At 65.1% G+C, this 17,611-nt stretch carries 13 protein-coding genes and 1 pseudogene; 8 read left to right on the top strand and 6 right to left on the bottom strand.

The features are described 5' to 3' along the window. Positions 1-99 precede the first annotated feature (99 nt). Both API01S_RS04805 and API01S_RS04810 read right to left on the bottom strand, forming a co-directional pair. Complete coding sequence (locus API01S_RS04805; RefSeq protein ID WP_061303395.1) at positions 100-996, bottom strand: LysR family transcriptional regulator; 897 nt, start codon at positions 994-996, stop codon at positions 100-102. 138 nt (positions 997-1,134) lie between these two features. After that, a complete protein-coding gene (locus API01S_RS04810; protein ID WP_061303397.1) occupies positions 1,135-2,067 on the bottom strand; it encodes a YicC/YloC family endoribonuclease in 933 nt (310 codons plus the stop codon). Between the two features lie 143 nt (positions 2,068-2,210). Here API01S_RS04810 and rph point away from each other — a divergent pair, with 143 nt between their 5' ends. Beyond that, a complete protein-coding gene (gene rph, locus API01S_RS04815; RefSeq protein ID WP_085947659.1) occupies positions 2,211-2,978 on the top strand; it encodes a ribonuclease PH in 768 nt (255 codons plus the stop codon). Positions 2,979-3,018: 40 nt separating this feature from the next. Here the strand turns inward: rph and API01S_RS04820 are convergent, their stop codons facing one another. Beyond that, complete coding sequence (locus tag API01S_RS04820) at positions 3,019-4,392, bottom strand: MmgE/PrpD family protein (protein ID WP_061303399.1); 1,374 nt, start codon at positions 4,390-4,392, stop codon at positions 3,019-3,021. 16 nt (positions 4,393-4,408) lie between these two features. Next, positions 4,409-5,569, bottom strand: a complete 1,161-nt coding sequence (locus API01S_RS04825; RefSeq protein WP_006219666.1) for an acyl-CoA dehydrogenase family protein — start codon at positions 5,567-5,569, stop codon at positions 4,409-4,411. A 239-nt stretch (positions 5,570-5,808) separates the two neighbouring features. Here API01S_RS04825 and API01S_RS28710 point away from each other — a divergent pair. After that, a pseudogene (locus tag API01S_RS28710) lies at positions 5,809-7,245 on the top strand (methyl-accepting chemotaxis protein); the annotation flags it as partial. A 162-nt stretch (positions 7,246-7,407) separates the two neighbouring features. Here API01S_RS28710 and API01S_RS04830 read toward each other — a convergent pair. After that, positions 7,408-9,261: an EAL domain-containing protein gene (locus API01S_RS04830; protein WP_231689475.1), complete on the bottom strand. Its 1,854-nt coding sequence runs from the start codon at positions 9,259-9,261 to the stop codon at positions 7,408-7,410. A gap of 201 nt (positions 9,262-9,462) precedes the next feature. Here API01S_RS04830 and rdgB point away from each other — a divergent pair, with 201 nt between their 5' ends. The 5 genes from rdgB (at position 9,463) to ntrC (ending at position 15,689) form a co-directional block, all read left to right on the top strand. Further along, positions 9,463-10,086, top strand: a complete 624-nt coding sequence (gene rdgB, locus API01S_RS04835) for an RdgB/HAM1 family non-canonical purine NTP pyrophosphatase (protein ID WP_006219663.1) — start codon at positions 9,463-9,465, stop codon at positions 10,084-10,086. A gap of 36 nt (positions 10,087-10,122) precedes the next feature. Then, complete coding sequence (hemW, locus tag API01S_RS04840) at positions 10,123-11,343, top strand: radical SAM family heme chaperone HemW (RefSeq protein WP_061303400.1); 1,221 nt, start codon at positions 10,123-10,125, stop codon at positions 11,341-11,343. A 183-nt stretch (positions 11,344-11,526) separates the two neighbouring features. Beyond that, complete coding sequence (glnA, locus tag API01S_RS04845; RefSeq protein ID WP_006219661.1) at positions 11,527-12,939, top strand: type I glutamate--ammonia ligase; 1,413 nt, start codon at positions 11,527-11,529, stop codon at positions 12,937-12,939. A 189-nt stretch (positions 12,940-13,128) separates the two neighbouring features. After that, on the top strand, positions 13,129-14,193 hold the full coding sequence (glnL, locus tag API01S_RS04850) for a nitrogen regulation protein NR(II) (protein ID WP_006219660.1): 1,065 nt from the start codon (positions 13,129-13,131) through the stop codon (positions 14,191-14,193). Further along, a complete protein-coding gene (gene ntrC, locus API01S_RS04855; protein WP_006219659.1) occupies positions 14,193-15,689 on the top strand; it encodes a nitrogen regulation protein NR(I) in 1,497 nt (498 codons plus the stop codon). The genes glnL and ntrC overlap by 1 nt, the downstream gene beginning before the upstream one ends. Before the next feature lie 52 nt (positions 15,690-15,741). Here ntrC and API01S_RS04860 read toward each other — a convergent pair whose 3' ends face one another. Further along, on the bottom strand, positions 15,742-16,656 hold the full coding sequence (locus API01S_RS04860; RefSeq protein ID WP_006219658.1) for a LysR family transcriptional regulator: 915 nt from the start codon (positions 16,654-16,656) through the stop codon (positions 15,742-15,744). Between the two features lie 178 nt (positions 16,657-16,834). Between API01S_RS04860 and API01S_RS04865 the strand changes: the two genes are divergently transcribed. Beyond that, complete coding sequence (locus API01S_RS04865) at positions 16,835-17,533, top strand: pirin family protein (protein WP_039883242.1); 699 nt, start codon at positions 16,835-16,837, stop codon at positions 17,531-17,533. Positions 17,534-17,611: the final 78 nt, after the last annotated feature.

Below are 17,611 nucleotides of genomic sequence, written 5' to 3' on the forward strand. Positions count from 1 at the left end.
GCGGCAGCTTGACGCGTTCTTTGCCGGCAGGCAAGCCCGGCGCGCGCGGCCGACATCAGCCAGAGAGTCAGCCAAAGGGTCAGCCAAAGAATGCCTGCCTTACGGCGATGCCCGGCATTGTTCGAGTATCCACGCGCCGAACTCCCGCACCAAGGGCGATTCCGCCTGCGTGTGCGGGTAGACGAAGTAGTAGGCGTCCGCGCTGCTCAGGGCCTGCGGGAACAGCTGGATCAGTTCGCCGGAATCGAGCTCGCGCTCGACCAGGAAGCGCGGCAGCAGGGCCGCGCCCAGGCTGGACGCCGCCGCCTGCGCCAGCATGGACGCCTGTTCGAATTGGGGCCCTTGCATGGCGCGCGCGGCGCTGGCGCCGTGCTGGTCGAACCACGACGCCCACTGTGCGGGGCGGGACGTCTGATGCAGCAGCACGATGTCGGCCAGGTCCGCGATCTGCCGGATGCCATGCAACCGTTGATAGCGCGGACTACAAACGGCGATGACCTCTTCGTGCATCAGGTATTCGCAGACCGCGCCTGCCCAATAGGGCGCGCCGAAGTGGATCGCCGCATCGAAGGGCTCTTGCGAGAACTCGAAGGGCAGGGTGCGCGAGGTGAAATTGATGGTGACTTCGGGCTTGCGCGCCATGAAATCGCCCAGTCGCGGGATCAGCCAGCGCGTGCCCAGCGTGGGCAGCACCGCCAGGTTGAGCTGATCGCGGCGCGTGCAGGCCATGGTGCGGCGCGTGGCTTCGGACAATTGATGCAGCAGGATGCGGACCTCGGAGGCGTAGGCGCGACCGGCGTCGCTCAAAACGACTCGCTGGCGGACGCGATGGAACATCGTCACGCCCAGCTGGGTTTCCAACTGATGGATCTGACGCGATACCGCGCTTTGGGTCAGATGAAGTTCGTCTGCCGCGCGCGATACGCTGTTACGCCGGGCGACCGCTTCGAACGCCAGCAAGTTGGCGACGGGCGGCAGAAAGGTCTTGCGGAACATTGGGGGCTTCCTAATGGATACAGCCTTGACATAAACCCCCCATGACAACATGTGCGAGCCGACGACCCCATAGGAAAAGTCTGGAATGTGAAAGGGGCCGCTTGCGCGGCCCCGATGGTCTTTCCGAAAGTGTCGTGCTTACTCGATATTCTGTGCCTGCTCGCGCATCTGCTCGATCAGCAGTTTCAGGTCCATCGCGGCCCGCGTGACTTCCATGCTGCCCGCCTTGGAGCCCAGCGTGTTGGCTTCGCGGTTCATTTCCTGGAACAGGAAATCCAGGCGCTTGCCCGCGCTGCCGGCGTTCTTCTTGCCCGAGGTCGCCTTGCCGCCGCCATCGGTCAGCAGGTGGCGCAGTTCTTCAAGATGCGAGCGCAGGCGCGACAATTCTTCGGCCACGTCGATACGCAGCGCAAACAGATTGGCTTCTTGCGACAGACGTTCGGACAGCTCCGCGCCCGAGATGTGCGTGAAGCCGCCGGGGAAGGCCTGCTCCACGCTTTCGCGCAGTTTGGCGGACAGCTTGTCGCGGTGATCGGACAGCAGTTGCGGCAGATGCGCCTGGACGATATCGACCACCCGGGCGACGCCGTCGGCGCAGTCGCGCATCATGCCCGCCAGCCGTTCGCCTTCGCGCTCGCGGCCTTCCTGCAATTGGGTCAGCGCCTGTTGCGCGGCTTGCAGGCAGGCGGCGCCCCAGACTTGCGGGTCCAGCGCGTCGTTGCCGCGCTGGCCGGGCCAGTTGAACAATTCGACCAGCCGGGGCGGCGCGATATCGGGAACGATACGGCGGGCCGCTTGCAGCTGTTCGGCCAGGCTTTCCAGCCACGTCGGGTCCAGCTTGGACAGGTCGGTGCTGGCGTTGCGCGTGAAGGACACGCGGATCTCGACCTTGCCGCGCGCCAGGTTGGCGGTCAGCAATTCGCGCAGCGGCGTTTCAACGTGCCGCAACTCGTCGGGCAAACGGAAATACAAGTCTAGGAAGCGGCTGTTGACGCTGCGCAGTTCAATGGCAAGCGTGCCTTGTTCTAGGTCTGCGCGGGCGTTGCCGAATGCGGTCATGCTGCGAATCATGGTCGTGTCCTGGTAAAGCGGGGGTAAGTGCCGGTTGCGCCGGGGCCCGCGGCGCCCGGGTAGGGGGCGGGTCTATGTTTTCAACCGGATATATCGCGGCAGGATACTCCAAGCGGAAATTTCCTGCGGCGCCTGCCCGTACAATGCCGCGAACCAATCCTGTCTGGAGTCTGCCTGTGACCACTACACCCACTATCGCCCGTCCGTCCGGCCGCGCCGTCGACGAATTGCGGCCGTTCAGCCTGGAACGCGGTTTTACGCGCTACGCCGAAGGGTCGGTGCTGGTCAAGGCCGGCGATACGCACGTGTTGTGCACGGCCAGCGTGCTGGAAAAGGTGCCTCCGTTTCTCAAGGGCAAGGGCGAAGGCTGGGTGACGGCGGAATACGGCATGTTGCCGCGCGCCACCCACACGCGCGGGGACCGTGAAGCCGCGCGGGGCAAGCAAAGCGGCCGCACGCAGGAAATCCAGCGCCTGATCGGACGCAGCCTGCGCGCCGTGTTCGACATGCGCGCGCTGGGCGAGCGCACGCTGCATCTGGATTGCGACGTGTTGCAGGCCGACGGCGGTACGCGCTGCGCCAGCATCACCGGCGCATGGGTGGCGGCGGCCGACGCCGTGGCGCTCTTGATGAAGCGTGGCGACCTGGCCGTCAACCCGATCCGCGACGCCGTGGCCGCCGTGTCGGTGGGCCTGGTGCAAGGACGTTCGGTGCTGGACCTGGACTATCAGGAAGACTCGGCCTGCGACGCCGACGTCAACGTCATCATGACGGGCAGCGGCGCTTTCGTGGAAGTGCAGGGCACGGGCGAAGGCGCAACCTTTACCCGCGCTGAACTGGACACCATGCTGGTCCTGGCCGAAGGCGGCATCGCCAGCCTGGTGCGCGCGCAACGCGCGGCGCTGATCTGAAGGCAGGCGGGGATCCACAGCGCGGATCCCCGTTGATGTTTCAAGCGGGCAGCAGCGCGCCCACTTTCGGCAGGTTCTCCAGCCCCCAGATCGTGGCGATCAGCTCACGCAGTTCTTCTTCCGTCGCGGCATCGGCATAGCGGCCCAGGCTGAGTGTCTTGTCTTCGATTTCGAGGCGGCTCAAGGTATTGCCGGGGTCGCCCTTGGGTTCATCGACGCGGCCTTGCAGGGTTCGGCCGTCGCGCGTGGTGACGGAGACCTTGCCGATCCAGCGTTGCGGGTAGGCGCCGTCGACTTCGGCGTCCAGCACCATATCGACCTTGCCTCGGAACGCCGCGATGGCCGGATCATCCAGCCCCGCATCGAATTCAGCCAGCCCGGCGCGCCCCTTGCGGGCGATCAGGCCCAGCACCGTACCCATCGAAAACTTGGACTGATGCACCGTTTGCGGGTTGACCACCGGGCCCAGGACGTCGATGGCGCCTTGGTGGACGTGCGCCACCACGCGTTCGACGTCGTCGTCGCTCAGTTTGTGGTCGCGCAGCACCTGTTGCAGCGCATCGGCCGCCGGGTGCGTGTGACGGCACGAGGCGTGGAACTTGAACGACGTTTCGGCCAAAGCCCAGCGCTCGCCCAGGCGGTCGCACAGCTTGGACGGATCGGCATCTGTCGACATGCCGGCCGCCATGCCTTGCGGGCCTTCCAGGATGTGCCGCGCGCCGGTAAAGCCTTCGCGCGCCAGATAGGCGGCGGTAATGCCGTCGGCGGCGGCCTTGGCGGTATGCAGCTGCTTCGAATCGGCGGCGTCGCGCAGGAATTCCCACAGGCCCGCGGCCTGCGTGCCTGCCGAGCCCAGCGCGTGCAGCATCTGTTCCGGCGTCAGATTGAGCAGTCGGCCGGTGGTGACGGCAGCGGCCAGCGTGCCGGCTGTGCCCGTCGTATGGAAGATCTTGTAGTGCGAGCGGCCCAGGAATTCGCCCACTCGGATGCCCACTTCATAGCCGGCCACGGCGGCCACCAGCACATCGCGGCCCGAACTGCCCAAGGCCTGCGCCACCGCCAGCGCGGGCGGAAACACGACGGCGGCCGGATGGAACACCGAACCGTTGTGGACGTCGTCCTGTTCCACCACGTGGGCGGCGGCCGCGTTCACCATGGCGGCGAACAGCGGCGTCGTGCGGCGGCGGCTGATGAGGACTTCGCTGGGGCCGTCTGCCGGGCCCATGGTGGCGGCATAGCGGTCGATGGCTTGCACGGCGCGCGCGGACGCGCCGGCAAGAATCGACGCCAGGCAATCCAGCAGTAGGTCTTCCGCGCGGCGCAGGACAGGCGCGGGGATGTCTTCGAAGCGCAGATTGGCGGCGAAGGCGGCAAGCTCGGCGCTCAGGTGGGGCGTGTCGTTGGCGGCGGTCATGGACGTTGGCATGGGATCAGAAGGAACGGGGCAAGCCCAGGATGTGTTCGGCGACGTAGGACAGGATCAGGTTCGTGGAAATGGGCGCTACCTGATACAGCCGCGTCTCGCGGAATTTGCGTTCCACGTCGTATTCCGTGGCGAAGCCGAAGCCGCCATGGAACTGCAAGCAGGCGTTGGCGGCTTCCCAGGACGCGTCGGCGGCCAGCAGCTTGGCCATATTGGCTTGCGCGCCGCAGGGTTGGTGCGCATCGAACAGCCGGCACGCTTCATAGCGCATCAGGCTGGCGGCTTCCACGTTGATGTGGGCGCGCGCGATGGGAAATTGCACGCCCTGGTTCTGGCCGATGGGGCGGCCGAACACCATGCGCTCCTTGGCGTATGCCGTGACTTTGTCCACGAACCAGTAGCCGTCGCCGATGCATTCGGCGGCGATCAGCGTGCGTTCGGCGTTCAGGCCATCCAGGATGTACTTGAATCCTTTGCCTTCTTCGCCGATCAGGTTTTCGACGGGAATTTCCAGGTTGTCGAAAAACAGCTCGTTGGTCTCGTGGTTGACCATGTTGGGAATCGGGCGGATCGTCATGCCATGCTTGACCGCATGATGCAGGTCCACCAGGAAAATCGACATTCCTTCGGATTTGCGGGTCACCTGGTCCAGCGGCGTGGTGCGCGCCAGCAGGATCATCAGGTCCGAATGCTGCACGCGCGAAATCCAGACCTTCTGTCCATTGATGACGTAGCGGTCGCCACGGCGCACGGCGGTGGTCTTGATCTTGGTGGTGTCGGTGCCCGTGGTGGGTTCGGTCACGCCCATCGATTGCAGGCGCAATTCGCCGGCGGCGATGCGCGGCAGGTACTCGCGCTTCTGCGCTTCCGAGCCGTGACGCAGCAGGGTGCCCATGTTGTACATCTGGCCGTGGCAGGCGCCCGAATTGCCGCCGCTGCGGTTGATTTCTTCCATGATGACCGACGCTTCGGTCAGCCCCAGTCCAGAGCCGCCATATTCCTGGGGAATCAGCGCGGCCAGCCAGCCGGCCTCGGTCAATGCGCGGACGAAGTCTTCGGGATAGCCGCGTTCTTCGTCGATCTTGCGGAAATATTCGGAGGGGAATTGCGCGCAAAGGTCGCGCACGGCTTCGCGGATGTCCTGATAGTCGTTTGAGGCGTGGGGCATAAGGCTGCGGTTATTGGAAGAGGGATGGATCGGTTCAGCATCGAATGTGCCGCATGGGCGCGGTGATGCCAATTCACAATTCCTTAATACGGGGTTCCTGTTCGCAAAAGCGCGTTCATGACGGCTGTTCGTGCGGTCACCGAATCGTCCGCCCGGTAGTTGTGTCAAGAAATTGCCAAACTGCGTGTCCATAATTCGTCGCACTGCGCCCTCGGGCGCCCGGCTCAAGACGGATGGATATGCGTAAAAATCTCAAGGTCACCACGGCGGTATCGGCCATTCTGGCGTTGTTCGTGCTGCTGTTCGCGCTGGCGGCAGCAGCGGGCGTCGCCGTATTGCGCGATAACCGCGCCGCGATCGAGGCGTTGGGGCGCGGCAGCATCGAACGCGCCAGCGATCTGGCGGATATGACCAGCCGGCTGTTCCAGGCGCGAGCGGCGTTGACCGACGCCAAGACCAGCATGGAAGGCGGTCTGGAAGACGCCCGCAATGCGTCGTTGGCGCACGCCGACGCCTTGCTCCAGCAGGCCGGCGCCAGCCTAGCACGCTTGCGCGGCAACCCGGACGGCAGCGCGCAGGGCGGACCGCTGTTCGATCAGGTTCTGACCGCGTACGCCGCCTTCGCCGACCAGACCCTGGCGCCGATGCTCGCGGCCATCCAGGGCTGGAACGGCATTGAGGTGAACCGGCTGGTGGACAAGGCGCTGCCCGCCAGCGGCGCGGCCTACGTCAAGCAGGCCGATGCGTATCAGACCTACGCGCGTGAGCAGGGCCAGGCCGCCGTCGCCGCCGCCAGCCGTACGCTGGAACTGGTGATCGTGGTGGCCGGCGCCGTGCTGGCGGTGGTGTTGCTGCTGGCCGTGCTGATCCGTCTGGGATGCCGGCGCGCGATCCTGCGCCCGCTGAACGAGGCGGGCGCGCACTTTGACCGCATCGCCGATGGCGATCTGACAGGCGCGATCGCCCTGCGCGGCGACAACGAAATCGGCGTGCTGTATTCCGCGATGCGCCGCATGCAGACCGGGCTGTCGGCGGCAGTGGCTTCCGTGCGCCGGGGCGTGGAGGAGATCCATACGGGCTCCGGAGAGATTGCGGCCGGCGGCGCCGATATGTCGGATCGCACCGCGCGCCAGGCGGGTTCCTTGCAAGAGGCCGCCGCCAATGTGACGCAACTGGCGCACACCGTGCAGCTGACGGCAGGCAACGCCGATCTGGCCAGCCGCCAGGCGGAAAGCGCGACGCAGTTGGCCAAGCAGGGCGGACGCGCGGTGGACGAGGTGGTGCAGAGCATGCAGGGCATTGCCGACAGCGCGCGCCGCATCGGCGAGATCGTCGGCGTGGTCGACAGCATCGCCTTCCAGACGAACATCCTGGCATTGAACGCGGCGGTCGAGGCCGCGCGCGCGGGTGAGCAGGGTAAGGGCTTCGCGGTGGTGGCGGGCGAGGTGCGCTCGCTGGCGCAACGCAGCGCGCAGGCAGCCAAGGAGATCAAGGGCTTGATCGAGGATTCCGCCCTGCGTGTCCAGGCCGGCGTGCGGCAGGTGAATCTGGCGGGCGACACCATGCGCGACATGGTTGTGTCCGTGGACCGCGTGACCCAGATCGTGGCCGACATCTCGGCCGCCACGGCCGAGCAGGCAGCCGGCATCGCCTCGGTGAACGACGCGGTCGCGGACATCGAGCGCACGACCCAGGAAAACGCGGCCATGGTGGAACAGACGGCGGCCGCCGCAGCGGCGCTGGAATTGCAGGCGCAGGGGCTGCGCCGCGCGGTGGCGGTGTTCCAGATAGGACAGGCGGCGCGCAACGCCGCGGCTGTCGAATCCTCGGTGAATGAATTAATCGGACAACTGGGGCAGGACGCCGCCGGTGTAGCGCTCGATCACCAGCGACAGGTTCCCATGCTTGACCTTGTGCTTGACGTGCGCGGCGGCCGACGCGATGTCTTCCGGGCGGATGCGCTCGCATAGCGACGGAGTGACGGTCAGCGCGCCGACGCCCAGGGTCACGAAGGGGAAAAAGCGCGGCACGCCGTAACGGTCTTCGGCCTCGATGCCGCCGTTGCGGCGGCCCTGGTCGTCGTACAGGGCGGTGGCCTGTTCGTTGAACTCGGCGATGATGCGCTGCACGCGGTCGGCCCAGTCAGTGCTGCGGAACAGCACCACGAAATCGTCGCCGCCCACGTGGCCGACGAAGTCACGCAACGGATCGCAATGGTGCTTGATGACTTCGGCGGTCAGCATGATCATGTCGTCGCCGCGCCAATAGCCGTAGACGTCGTTGAACGGCTTGAAGTTGTTCAAATCGCCATAGCAGACGGTGAAATCGGCGGCGTCTTCCAGCAAGGTGGCGATGTGGCGGCTGATGGGGATGTTGCCTGGCAGCGAGGTCAGCGGGTTGGCGTAACGCGCCGCCTCGATCCGCATTTCGGTCACCGAGCGCACCAGCGTTTCGCCCGTAGCCAGGCCGTCGTAACGCCCGTCGCGCGTGATGATCAGGCCGTCCATCAGGTAGCGCTGGTCTTCCGAGATCAGCACGTGGCTGAGTTGGTCGATGGAAACGTTCAGGTCCACCAGCACCGGTTCAGCATTCATGAAGGTCGAGCAGCGGTCGCGGCCGAACAGTTCGCGGGTATAGCGCTGCGCGTAATGCTCGGAGAAGTCGCGCCGGTTGATGATGCCGACCGGGCGGTTCTCGGCGTCCACCACCGCAACCGCGTGCAGGGTCTTGTGTTCGATGAACAGCCGGTGCACGTCGTCGTTGGTGTGTCTATCCAGCAGCGCGGCCGGCGCTTCCACCCGCAGGCTGGCCGCCGTGCCGCCCGCCGCGCGTTGCGATAAAGGCGCGGCGCTGCGCACGCGCAGCGAATCGCGCAGCGGCGGCGTCAGTTCGGTCAGCAGCGCTTCTTCGGGGCGGCCCAGGAACCAGCCCTGCGCGTAGCGGATGTCCAGTTCGCGCACCATCGCCAGGTCTTCGGCGGTTTCGATGCCTTCGGCAACAATGGCCGTGCCCAGATGCTGCGCCACTTTCAGGATGGCGCGCACCATGCTTTGCTTGCGGTCGTCGTGGCCGATGCCGTCGAAGAAATAGCGGTCGATCTTGACCAGGTCGGGCTGCATTTCCGACCAAAGCTGCAAATTCGAATTGCCGACGCCGTAGTCGTCCAGCGCGATCCGCATGCCGTGCTCGCGCAGGCAGGCGAACGCGTCGCCCAACTCGTCCATGTGTTCGGACAGCGGATCCTGCTCGGTCAGCTCCACGATGATGCTGGAGGCGGGCAGCGCGCAATCCTTGAGCAGGCGGCGCGGCATGTCCGAGCCCCACAGCGTCCAGAAATGGATCAGCGCCGACCCGGACAGATTCAGGAACAGCTTGCCCGGCGCATCGTTGTCCTGGAAGCCCTGCGCGCCCGCGCGGAAACTCGCCAGTTCCAGTTGCGGGTGCAGGCCACGCCGCCGCGCCTCGGCAAACAGCGCATCGGGAAAGTGCAGGGCGGTGTCGGCGGGGCCGCGTATCAGGCTTTCGTGGCCATAGATGCGGCTATGCGACAGGTCGACGACGGGTTGATAGCGCGGCCGCAGCAAGCGGTCTCGCAGAATGCCGGCCAAGCCGACTGAGGCGGGCGCATCGCCCAGACCGGGGTGGGGTGCGCGGGCCGTGGCCTGCCGAGGCGTAGCGGATAGGGTGGTCATCGCCGGGGGCGTCAGATACGTTCAGTGACAAGATTCGTCATGGTGACAACAAAATATGTCTGCGGTGTTGCCACACTGGGCGACGCGCAATCTTCAGGCGGTGTTACATAGCTGTCAACCGAGATTTCCCCTTGGCCGGCCTGCGGTCGGCCCCTCTGACGGCAAGCGCTGCATGCCCCGCTGCCCTATACAATTTGCGCTATGACTTCCCCCAAGATTCCCGAATCCCTGCGCCGCATCGTGCTGGCGTCCAACAACGCCGGCAAGTTGCGTGAGTTTTCCGCCTTGTTTGCGCCGCTCGGCATCGAGCTTGTGCCTCAGGGCGAGCTGAACGTACCCGAGGCCGACGAACCCCACGTGACCTTTATTGAGAACGCGCTGACCAAGGCGCGTCATGCCAGCCGCCTGACCGGCCTGCCGGCGCTGGCCGATGATTCCGGCCTGTGCGTGGCCGCGCTGGACGCCGCGCCCGGTGTGTATTCGGCGCGCTACGCCAAGATGCATGGCGGCGAGAAATCGGATCAGGCCAACAACGCGCTGCTGGTGCAGAACCTGGCTGGCGTCAGCGACCGCCGCGCCTGGTATGTGGCCGTGCTGGCCCTGGTGCGTTCGGAAAACGATCCTTGCCCGTTGATTGGTGAAGGGCTCTGGCATGGCGAGATCATCGACGTGCCCGAAGGCGCCAACGGCTTTGGCTACGATCCGCACTTCTATCTGCCCGACATGGCCTTGACCGCTGCGTCGCTCGAACCCGAGGAAAAGAATCGCGTCAGCCATCGCGCCCGCGCGCTGCGCGAATTGTTGAGCAAGCTCAGTCACGCCTGACCGAGCGTGCCGGCCCCGCCGGCTTCAGGAAACCGCATGTCCATCACCATTCCCATCCGCAACGACATGGGCGCGTCGCCGTCGCGCGTCCGTGTGCCGGCTGGCGCCACGCTGACCAGCCTGCCGCCGCTGTCTATCTATGTGCACGTGCCCTGGTGCGTGCGCAAATGCCCGTATTGCGACTTCAATTCCCATGCCGCGCCGGGCGATATTCCCGAACGCGCCTACCTCGATGCCTTGCGCAGCGACCTGGAACAGGCTTTGCCGTCCATCTGGGGCCGGCAGGTCGTGTCCGTATTCATTGGCGGCGGCACGCCCAGCCTGCTGTCCTCGGCGGGTCTGGACGAATTGCTGGCCATGTTGCGCGCCTGTCTCAACCTTTGGCCCGACGCCGAAATCACCATGGAAGCGAACCCGGGCACGGCCGAGGCCAGCCGCTTTCGTGACTATGCCGCCAGCGGCGTCACGCGGTTCTCGCTGGGCATCCAGAGCTTTGACGACGCGCAGCTGAAAAAGCTGGGCCGCATTCACGACGCGGCGCAAGCGCGCGCTGCCATCGACATGGCACAGCACGCCGTGTCGCGTGTGAACCTGGACATGATGTTCGCATTGCCTGGCCAAACGCTGGAGGCCTGTGTGGCCGACCTGCGCCAGGCCATATCGTTTGGCACCGAGCACCTGTCGCTGTATCACCTGACGATGGAGCCGAACACCGTCTTCGCCAAGTTTCCGCCCGCCGAATTGCCCGACGACGACACCAGCGCCGCCATGCAGGATGCGGTCGAAGCCGAACTGGCGGCGGCGGGCTTGTCGCGCTACGAAGTGTCCGCCTACGCGCGGGCGGGCGCGCGCTGCCGTCACAACCTGAACTACTGGGAGTTCGGCGATTACCTGGGCATCGGCCCGGGCGCGCATGGCAAGCTGTCGTTCCATGACCGCATCGTGCGCCAGGCGCGGCTGCGCAGTCCCGATTCCTGGATGCAGGCGGCGATGGCGCGCGACGGCAGCCATCTGGCTGAAAGCCGTCAGGTCGGGCCGGACGAATTGCCTTTCGAGTTCATGCTCAATGCACTGCGCCTCAAAGACGGCGTGCCCGCCACGGCGTTCAACGAACGCACCGGTTTGTCGCTTGCCGCCATTGCGCACCAATTGGAGGCAGCCTCGAAACGGGGCTTGCTGGACGCGGACCCCACCCGTTTGAAGGCCACGCCCTTGGGTTGGCGCTTCTTGAATGACTTGCAGGAAATGTTCCTGTAGCCCGATGCACCAACAAGGGGCAATCATGCCCCACCATTTGCACCAATGTGGTGCTACATTTTCCCGTGACCGCGTCGCCTTCCTCGGGGATTCCCGGGGGTTAAACCTGGCACGCTTATTGCTTCCCTCTTTTATGCCAGTCGAGCAGCAACGCCCTCGACCCTTTTATCTAATGGAGATGACATGGCAAGCCCGAAAGACGTCCTGAAACAGATCGCCGATAACGAAGTCAAATTCGTGGATTTCCGCTTCACCGATACGGTTGGCCGTGAGCACCACGTGTCCGTGCCCACCAGCCAGATCGACGAAGACAAGCTGGAAAGCGGCCAGGCTTTCGACGGTTCGTCGATCCCGGGTTGGAAGGGCATTGAAGCGTCCGACATGCTGCTCATCCCCGACTGCGCTACCGGCAACCTGGATCCGTTCCGCGAAGAGCCGACGCTGATCCTGTCGTGCGACGTCGTTGAGCCGTCCGACCTGAAGGGCTATGACCGCGACCCGCGTTCGCTGGCCAAGCGCGCCGAAGCCTACCTGAAGTCCTCCGGCCTGGGCGACACCGCCTACTTCGGTCCGGAACCCGAATTCTTCGTGTTCGACGGCGTGACCTGGAACACCGACATGTCGGGCACCTTCGTCAAGATCAAGTCGGAAGAAGCCTCGTGGTCGACCGGCCTGGAATTCGAAGGCGGCAACACCGGCCATCGTCCCGCAGTCAAGGGCGGCTACTTCCCCGTTCCCCCGGTCGATTCGTTCCAGGACATGCGTTCGGAAATGTGCCTGCTGATGGAACAAATGGGCGTGCCGGTCGAAGTGCACCACCATGAAGTGGCCGGCGCCGGCCAGCTGGAAATCGGCACCAAGTTCAGCACGCTGGTTCAGCGCGCCGACTGGACCCAGATCGTCAAGTACGTGGTGCACAACGTCGCCCACGCCTACGGCAAGACCGCCACGTTCATGCCCAAGCCCATCGTTGGCGACAACGGTTCCGGCATGCACGTGCACCAATCCATCTGGAAGGATGGCCAGAACCTGTTCGCAGGCAACGGCTACGCCGGCCTGTCGGAATTCGCGCTGTACTACATCGGCGGCATCATCAAGCACGCTCGCGCGCTGAACGCCATCACCAACCCGGGCACCAACTCGTACAAGCGTCTGGTTCCGCACTACGAAGCCCCGGTCAAGCTGGCTTACTCGGCCCGCAACCGTTCTGCCTCGATCCGCATTCCGTACGTCGGCAACCCGAAGGGCCGCCGCGTCGAAGCGCGTTTCCCGGACCCCCTGGCCAACCCGTACCTGGCCTTCTCGGCCCTGATGATGGCCGGCCTGGACGGCGTGCAGAACAAGATCCACCCGGGCGATCCGGCCGACAAGAACCTGTACGACCTGCCGCCGGAAGAAGACGCAAAGATCCCGACCGTGTGCTCCTCGCTGGAACAAGCGCTGGAAGCCCTGGACGCGGACCGCGAATTCCTGACCCGTGGTGGCGTGTTCAGCAACGACATGCTCAACGCCTACATCGACCTGAAGATGGGCGATGTGAACCGTCTGCGCATGACCACGCACCCGGTCGAATTCGACATGTACTACAGCCTCTGATCGTTTAGAGGCTGTGGCGGGGGGAGCGCGATGATGTAGGCAGAAACCAGGGCCCACACCACGCGCACCACCAGGTCGCGGCTCGACGGTTTGTCCGCCAGGCATTGCGCCTGGCGGGCAGGGCGCCGGGTTCCGGCGCCTCCGTCGCGGGCGCGTTCCGCTTTTCCCCTGTCATTCGGGTACGTTGAAATGAATGTAGAAGCTCTCGATCTGCTTGCCACGTCCGTTTTCCTGGTCAACGAGCGCGGTCACATTGAATACGCCAACGCGGCCGCCGAAGATCTGTTCGGCCGCTCGCGCAAGCAACTGGGCGGGCACTCCGCCGCCACGCTGTTCGACAACCCAGAAAATATCCAGTCCTCCATCGACCGCGCCGCCGCAGGCAGGTACGCCGACGTCAGGCAATTGGCCTCGTTGCGCCGCGCCGCCGAATCCGTCGAGGTCGCCGTCACCACGGTGGGACTGACCGGCCAACCTTGGCCGGTGTTGATCGAAACGCGCGAGATCGAGCAGCGCGTGCTGGCCGACCGCAATCATCGGCTGGTTGATGAAATCGAAGCTCACCGCGAGCTGCTGCGCAATCTTGCGCACGAAGTGAAGAATCCCCTGGGCGGATTGCGCGGTGCCGCGCAGTTGCTCGAAGCCGAGCTGCCCAGCGCAGCCCTGGCTGAATACACCCAAGTCATCATTTCCGAAGCCGACCGCCTGCAGGCGCTGGTGGACCGCCTGAGCGGTCCGCAACGTGTGCCGCTGAACGCGCGGCCGGTGAATATCCATGAGATCTGCGAGCGCGTGTGCGCGCTGATCCAGGCCGAATTCCGCAACGACGTCACGATTCTGCGCGATTACGACGCCTCGGTGCCCGACCTGAAAGGCGACGCCGCCCGTCTGATGCAGGCGGTGCTCAACGTGGCGCGCAACGCCGCGCAGGAACTGGTGGCGCGGCCGCAAGGCCCGCAGACCGAACCCGGCGTGGTGACCCTGCGCACTCGCGTCGCCCGCCAGGTCATGCTGGCCCATCGGCAGCACCGCCTGGCGCTGGTGCTGTCCATTATCGATAACGGGCCGGGCGTGCCGGATCACATCCGTGACCGCATTTTCCACCCGCTGGTTACGGCCAGAGCCGGCGGTACCGGCTTGGGCCTGAGCCTGGCGCAGGACTTCGTGCAGCAGCACGGCGGCATCATCGAATTTGAATCCCGACCCGGGCGTACGGAATTTCGCCTGGTCCTACCGATGGAGCCCGCACACTGATGAAACCCGTATGGATCGTCGACGACGACCAGGCCATCCGCTGGGTCCTCGAAAAGGCCCTGGCGCGCGCTGGTGTCCCCACCCGTAGTTTTTCCCAATCGGCCGACGTGCTGGAAGCGCTGTCGCGCGAAACGCCTGTCGCCCTGGTGTCCGACATACGCATGCCGGGCGGCAACGGCCTGGAGCTGTTGCGCCAACTGAAAGAACGCCATCCCGGCTTGCCGGTCATCGTGATGACCGCGTTCGCCGATCTGGACAGCACCGTGTCCGCCTTCCAGGGCGGTGCGTTCGATTACCTGGCCAAGCCGTTCGATGTGAACGAGGCGGTCGCGCTGATCCAGCGCGCCATGCAGGAATCGGCGCAGCCCGAAGTCCCGGAGGGGCAGGGCGAGTCGGCGCAGAACAACGAACGCTGGATGATGACGCAGTCCTCATCGACGGCGATGCAGGAAGTCTTCCGCGCCATCGGCCGCTTGGCCCAATCCAAAGTCACGGTGCTGATCACCGGCGAATCCGGCACGGGCAAGGAACTGGTGGCCCGCGCGCTGCATGGCCATGGCGTGCGCGCCAGCGGCCCCTTCGTCGCGCTGAACGCGGCGGCCATTCCGCGCGACCTGCTTGAAGCCGAGCTGTTCGGCCACGAGCGCGGCGCTTTCACGGGCGCGAACAATCTGCGCCGGGGCCGCTTTGAAGAGGCGCACGGCGGTACGCTGTTCCTGGATGAAATCGGCGATATGCCGATTGAATTGCAGACGCGCTTGCTGCGGGTGCTGGCCGAAGGCAGCTTCTATCGCGTGGGCGGCGCGCAGCCGGTGCGCGTGGACGTGCGCATCGTGGCAGCCACCCACCAGCCCTTGGAGCAGCGTGTGGAACAGGGCTTGTTCCGCGAAGACCTGTTCCATCGCCTGAACGTGATCCGCTTGCGCCTGCCGCCTTTGCGCGAACGGGTCGAAGACATCCCCGCGCTGGCCCAACATTTCCTGACTGCCAGCGCGCGCACGCTGGGCGTGCCGGTCAAGCGCCTGACGCCTGACGCGTTGGCCGTGCTGACCAAGTTCGACTTCCCGGGCAACGTGCGCCAACTGGAGAACTTCTGCCATTGGCTGACGGTGATGGCGCCGGGGCAGACGGTGGACCGCCAGGACCTGCCTCCCGAGATCCGCGCGCTGGAACATCAGCAGCAGCAACCTGCCGCAGCGCCTCTGCGTCCGACCGCCACGATCTCGGGCATCGGCACCGTGGTGCAGGCTTCGCAAAGCGTCGAGGACGGCTCACCGCGCAATTGGCAGGAGTCTCTGCTGCGCGATGCGCAGTATCGGCTTGAGCGCGGCGAACCGGCCGTCATGGCCACGCTGACGCGCCAGTTTGAAAAAATCCTGCTGCAAAGCGCGCTGGACGCCAGCCGCGGCCGCCGTGTGGAAGCGGCGTCGCGCCTGGGTATCGGCCGCAATACCATCACGCGCAAGTTGCGCGAGCTGGGCATCGAAGACGAATAACGGGCAGGCCGCGCATCCGCTGCTTATCGGATGCGCGGCCCCCCGTATTCCGTTATCCCAGGCCCAGCAGGCTTTCGCACAAGCGCGGCGATTTCAGCTTCTGCAACCACCACTTCAGCGCTTCCCCCGGTGCCTCCGCGCGCCACGCATACGCCACGTGCTCCGTGAGCGACATGCCTTCATCCGTTTCGCACACCACAAGCAAGCCTTGCGACAGGTAGGGCGCGGCCATCGTCATCGGCAGGTAGCCGCAGCCCAGGCCACGCACCTGCGCCTCGATCTTCGCCTGCATCGACGGCATGACCAGTGTGGGTTGGTCGATCAGAATGCCGCGTGACTGCGGCGGCAGATTGCGCGACGTATCCGCGACGACCACCGCGCAGTACCGGGTAATGTCCGCGCGACTGAGCGGTTGCGGCAAGGACGCCAGGGGGTGATGCGCGGCCACGCAGAAGGCGAACTGCGTGGTGCCGATGGCTTGCGAACGATAGGGGCCCGTGGGCTCGGCGTTGGCGCCGGCGCCAATCACCAGGTCAGCCCGGCCCGAAGTCAGCGCATCCCAGTTGCCGCTCAGAACCTCGCTGGTAAAGCGCAGCGTGGTCGCGCTTTCCAGCGTCTGGAATTCTTCGATCAGGTCATACAAGGGTCGCCAGGGCAGCACGGCGCTGACGGCGATGCGCAATTCGACCTCCCAGCCCGTGGCGATACGCTTGACGCGGCAGGCCAGGTCGTCCAACGATTGCAGCACGTGGCGGCCATCTCTTAGCAATGTCTCGCCCGCCGGCGTCAACAGCGCACGGTGGCCCGAGCGGTCGAACAGCAGCACGTCCAGGCCGTCTTCGAGCTTGCGGATGGAGTAGGTGACGGCCGAGGGCACCTTGCCCAGTTCGCGTGCCGCTTTGGCAAAGCTGCCATGGCGCGCGATGGCGTCCACCAGGATGAGCAGTTCGGGGGTAATAGGCTGCATAAAGGGCGCCCGGACAGGCGTTCAAAAAAGTTGAATGATCTCGTCAAAATATAGCGCCAAACGGCAAGGCGAGGGCGCGCAGAATATCACTCATGCCAGGGATGCAGCGATGTGGCAGCAAAACACCACCAGCGTCGCACCCCTTAAATCATTCATATTATTGAAACAGGAGTCCACAATGCTTACGATTCGCCGCGCTAACGAACGGGGTCATGCCAACCACGGATGGCTGGATTCGTTTCACACCTTTTCCTTCGCCAACTACTACGATCCGGCTCACATGGGCTTTGGCTCGCTGCGCGTGATCAACGATGACCGCATCGCCGCCGCCCGCGGCTTCGGCACCCACGGCCATCGCGATATGGAGATCATTACCTATGTGCTGGACGGCGCCATCGCCCACAAGGACAGCATGGGCAGCGGCTCGACCATCAAGCCGGGCAACGTGCAACGGATGAGCGCCGGCCGTGGGGTGATGCACTCCGAGTTCAACCCGCAGCCGGATACCGAAACGCACATGCTGCAAATCTGGATCGAGCCCGACGTCACCGGCATTGCGCCGGAATACGAAGAGCGCGAATTCAGCGATGCGCAAAAGCGTGGCCGCCTGCAAGCGCTGGTGTCGCCCGATGGTGCGGACGGTTCGATGAAGATCCATCAGGACGCCCGTCTTTATGGTGGCCTGTTCGATGGTGACGAGTCGGCCGCGCTGACGTTGGCCCCTGGCCGCCGTGCCTGGATCCATGTGGCGCGTGGTGGGTTGACGGTCAACGGCGTGGAACTGTCGGGCGGCGACGCCGTGGCGATCACCGACGAAACCCGCGTTGAACTGTCGGGCGGCAAGAACGCCGAAGTGCTGGTGTTTGATCTGGCGTAAGCCTTGAACGCCGGGCGGAAACGATTTCCGCCCGGCCATTTATCGACGGGCCGATGGGCCTTAACATGGCCGTTGGCC

The organism is Achromobacter piechaudii NBRC 102461 (assembly GCF_001571245.1).
Lineage (GTDB): Bacteria > Pseudomonadota > Gammaproteobacteria > Burkholderiales > Burkholderiaceae_B > Achromobacter > Achromobacter piechaudii.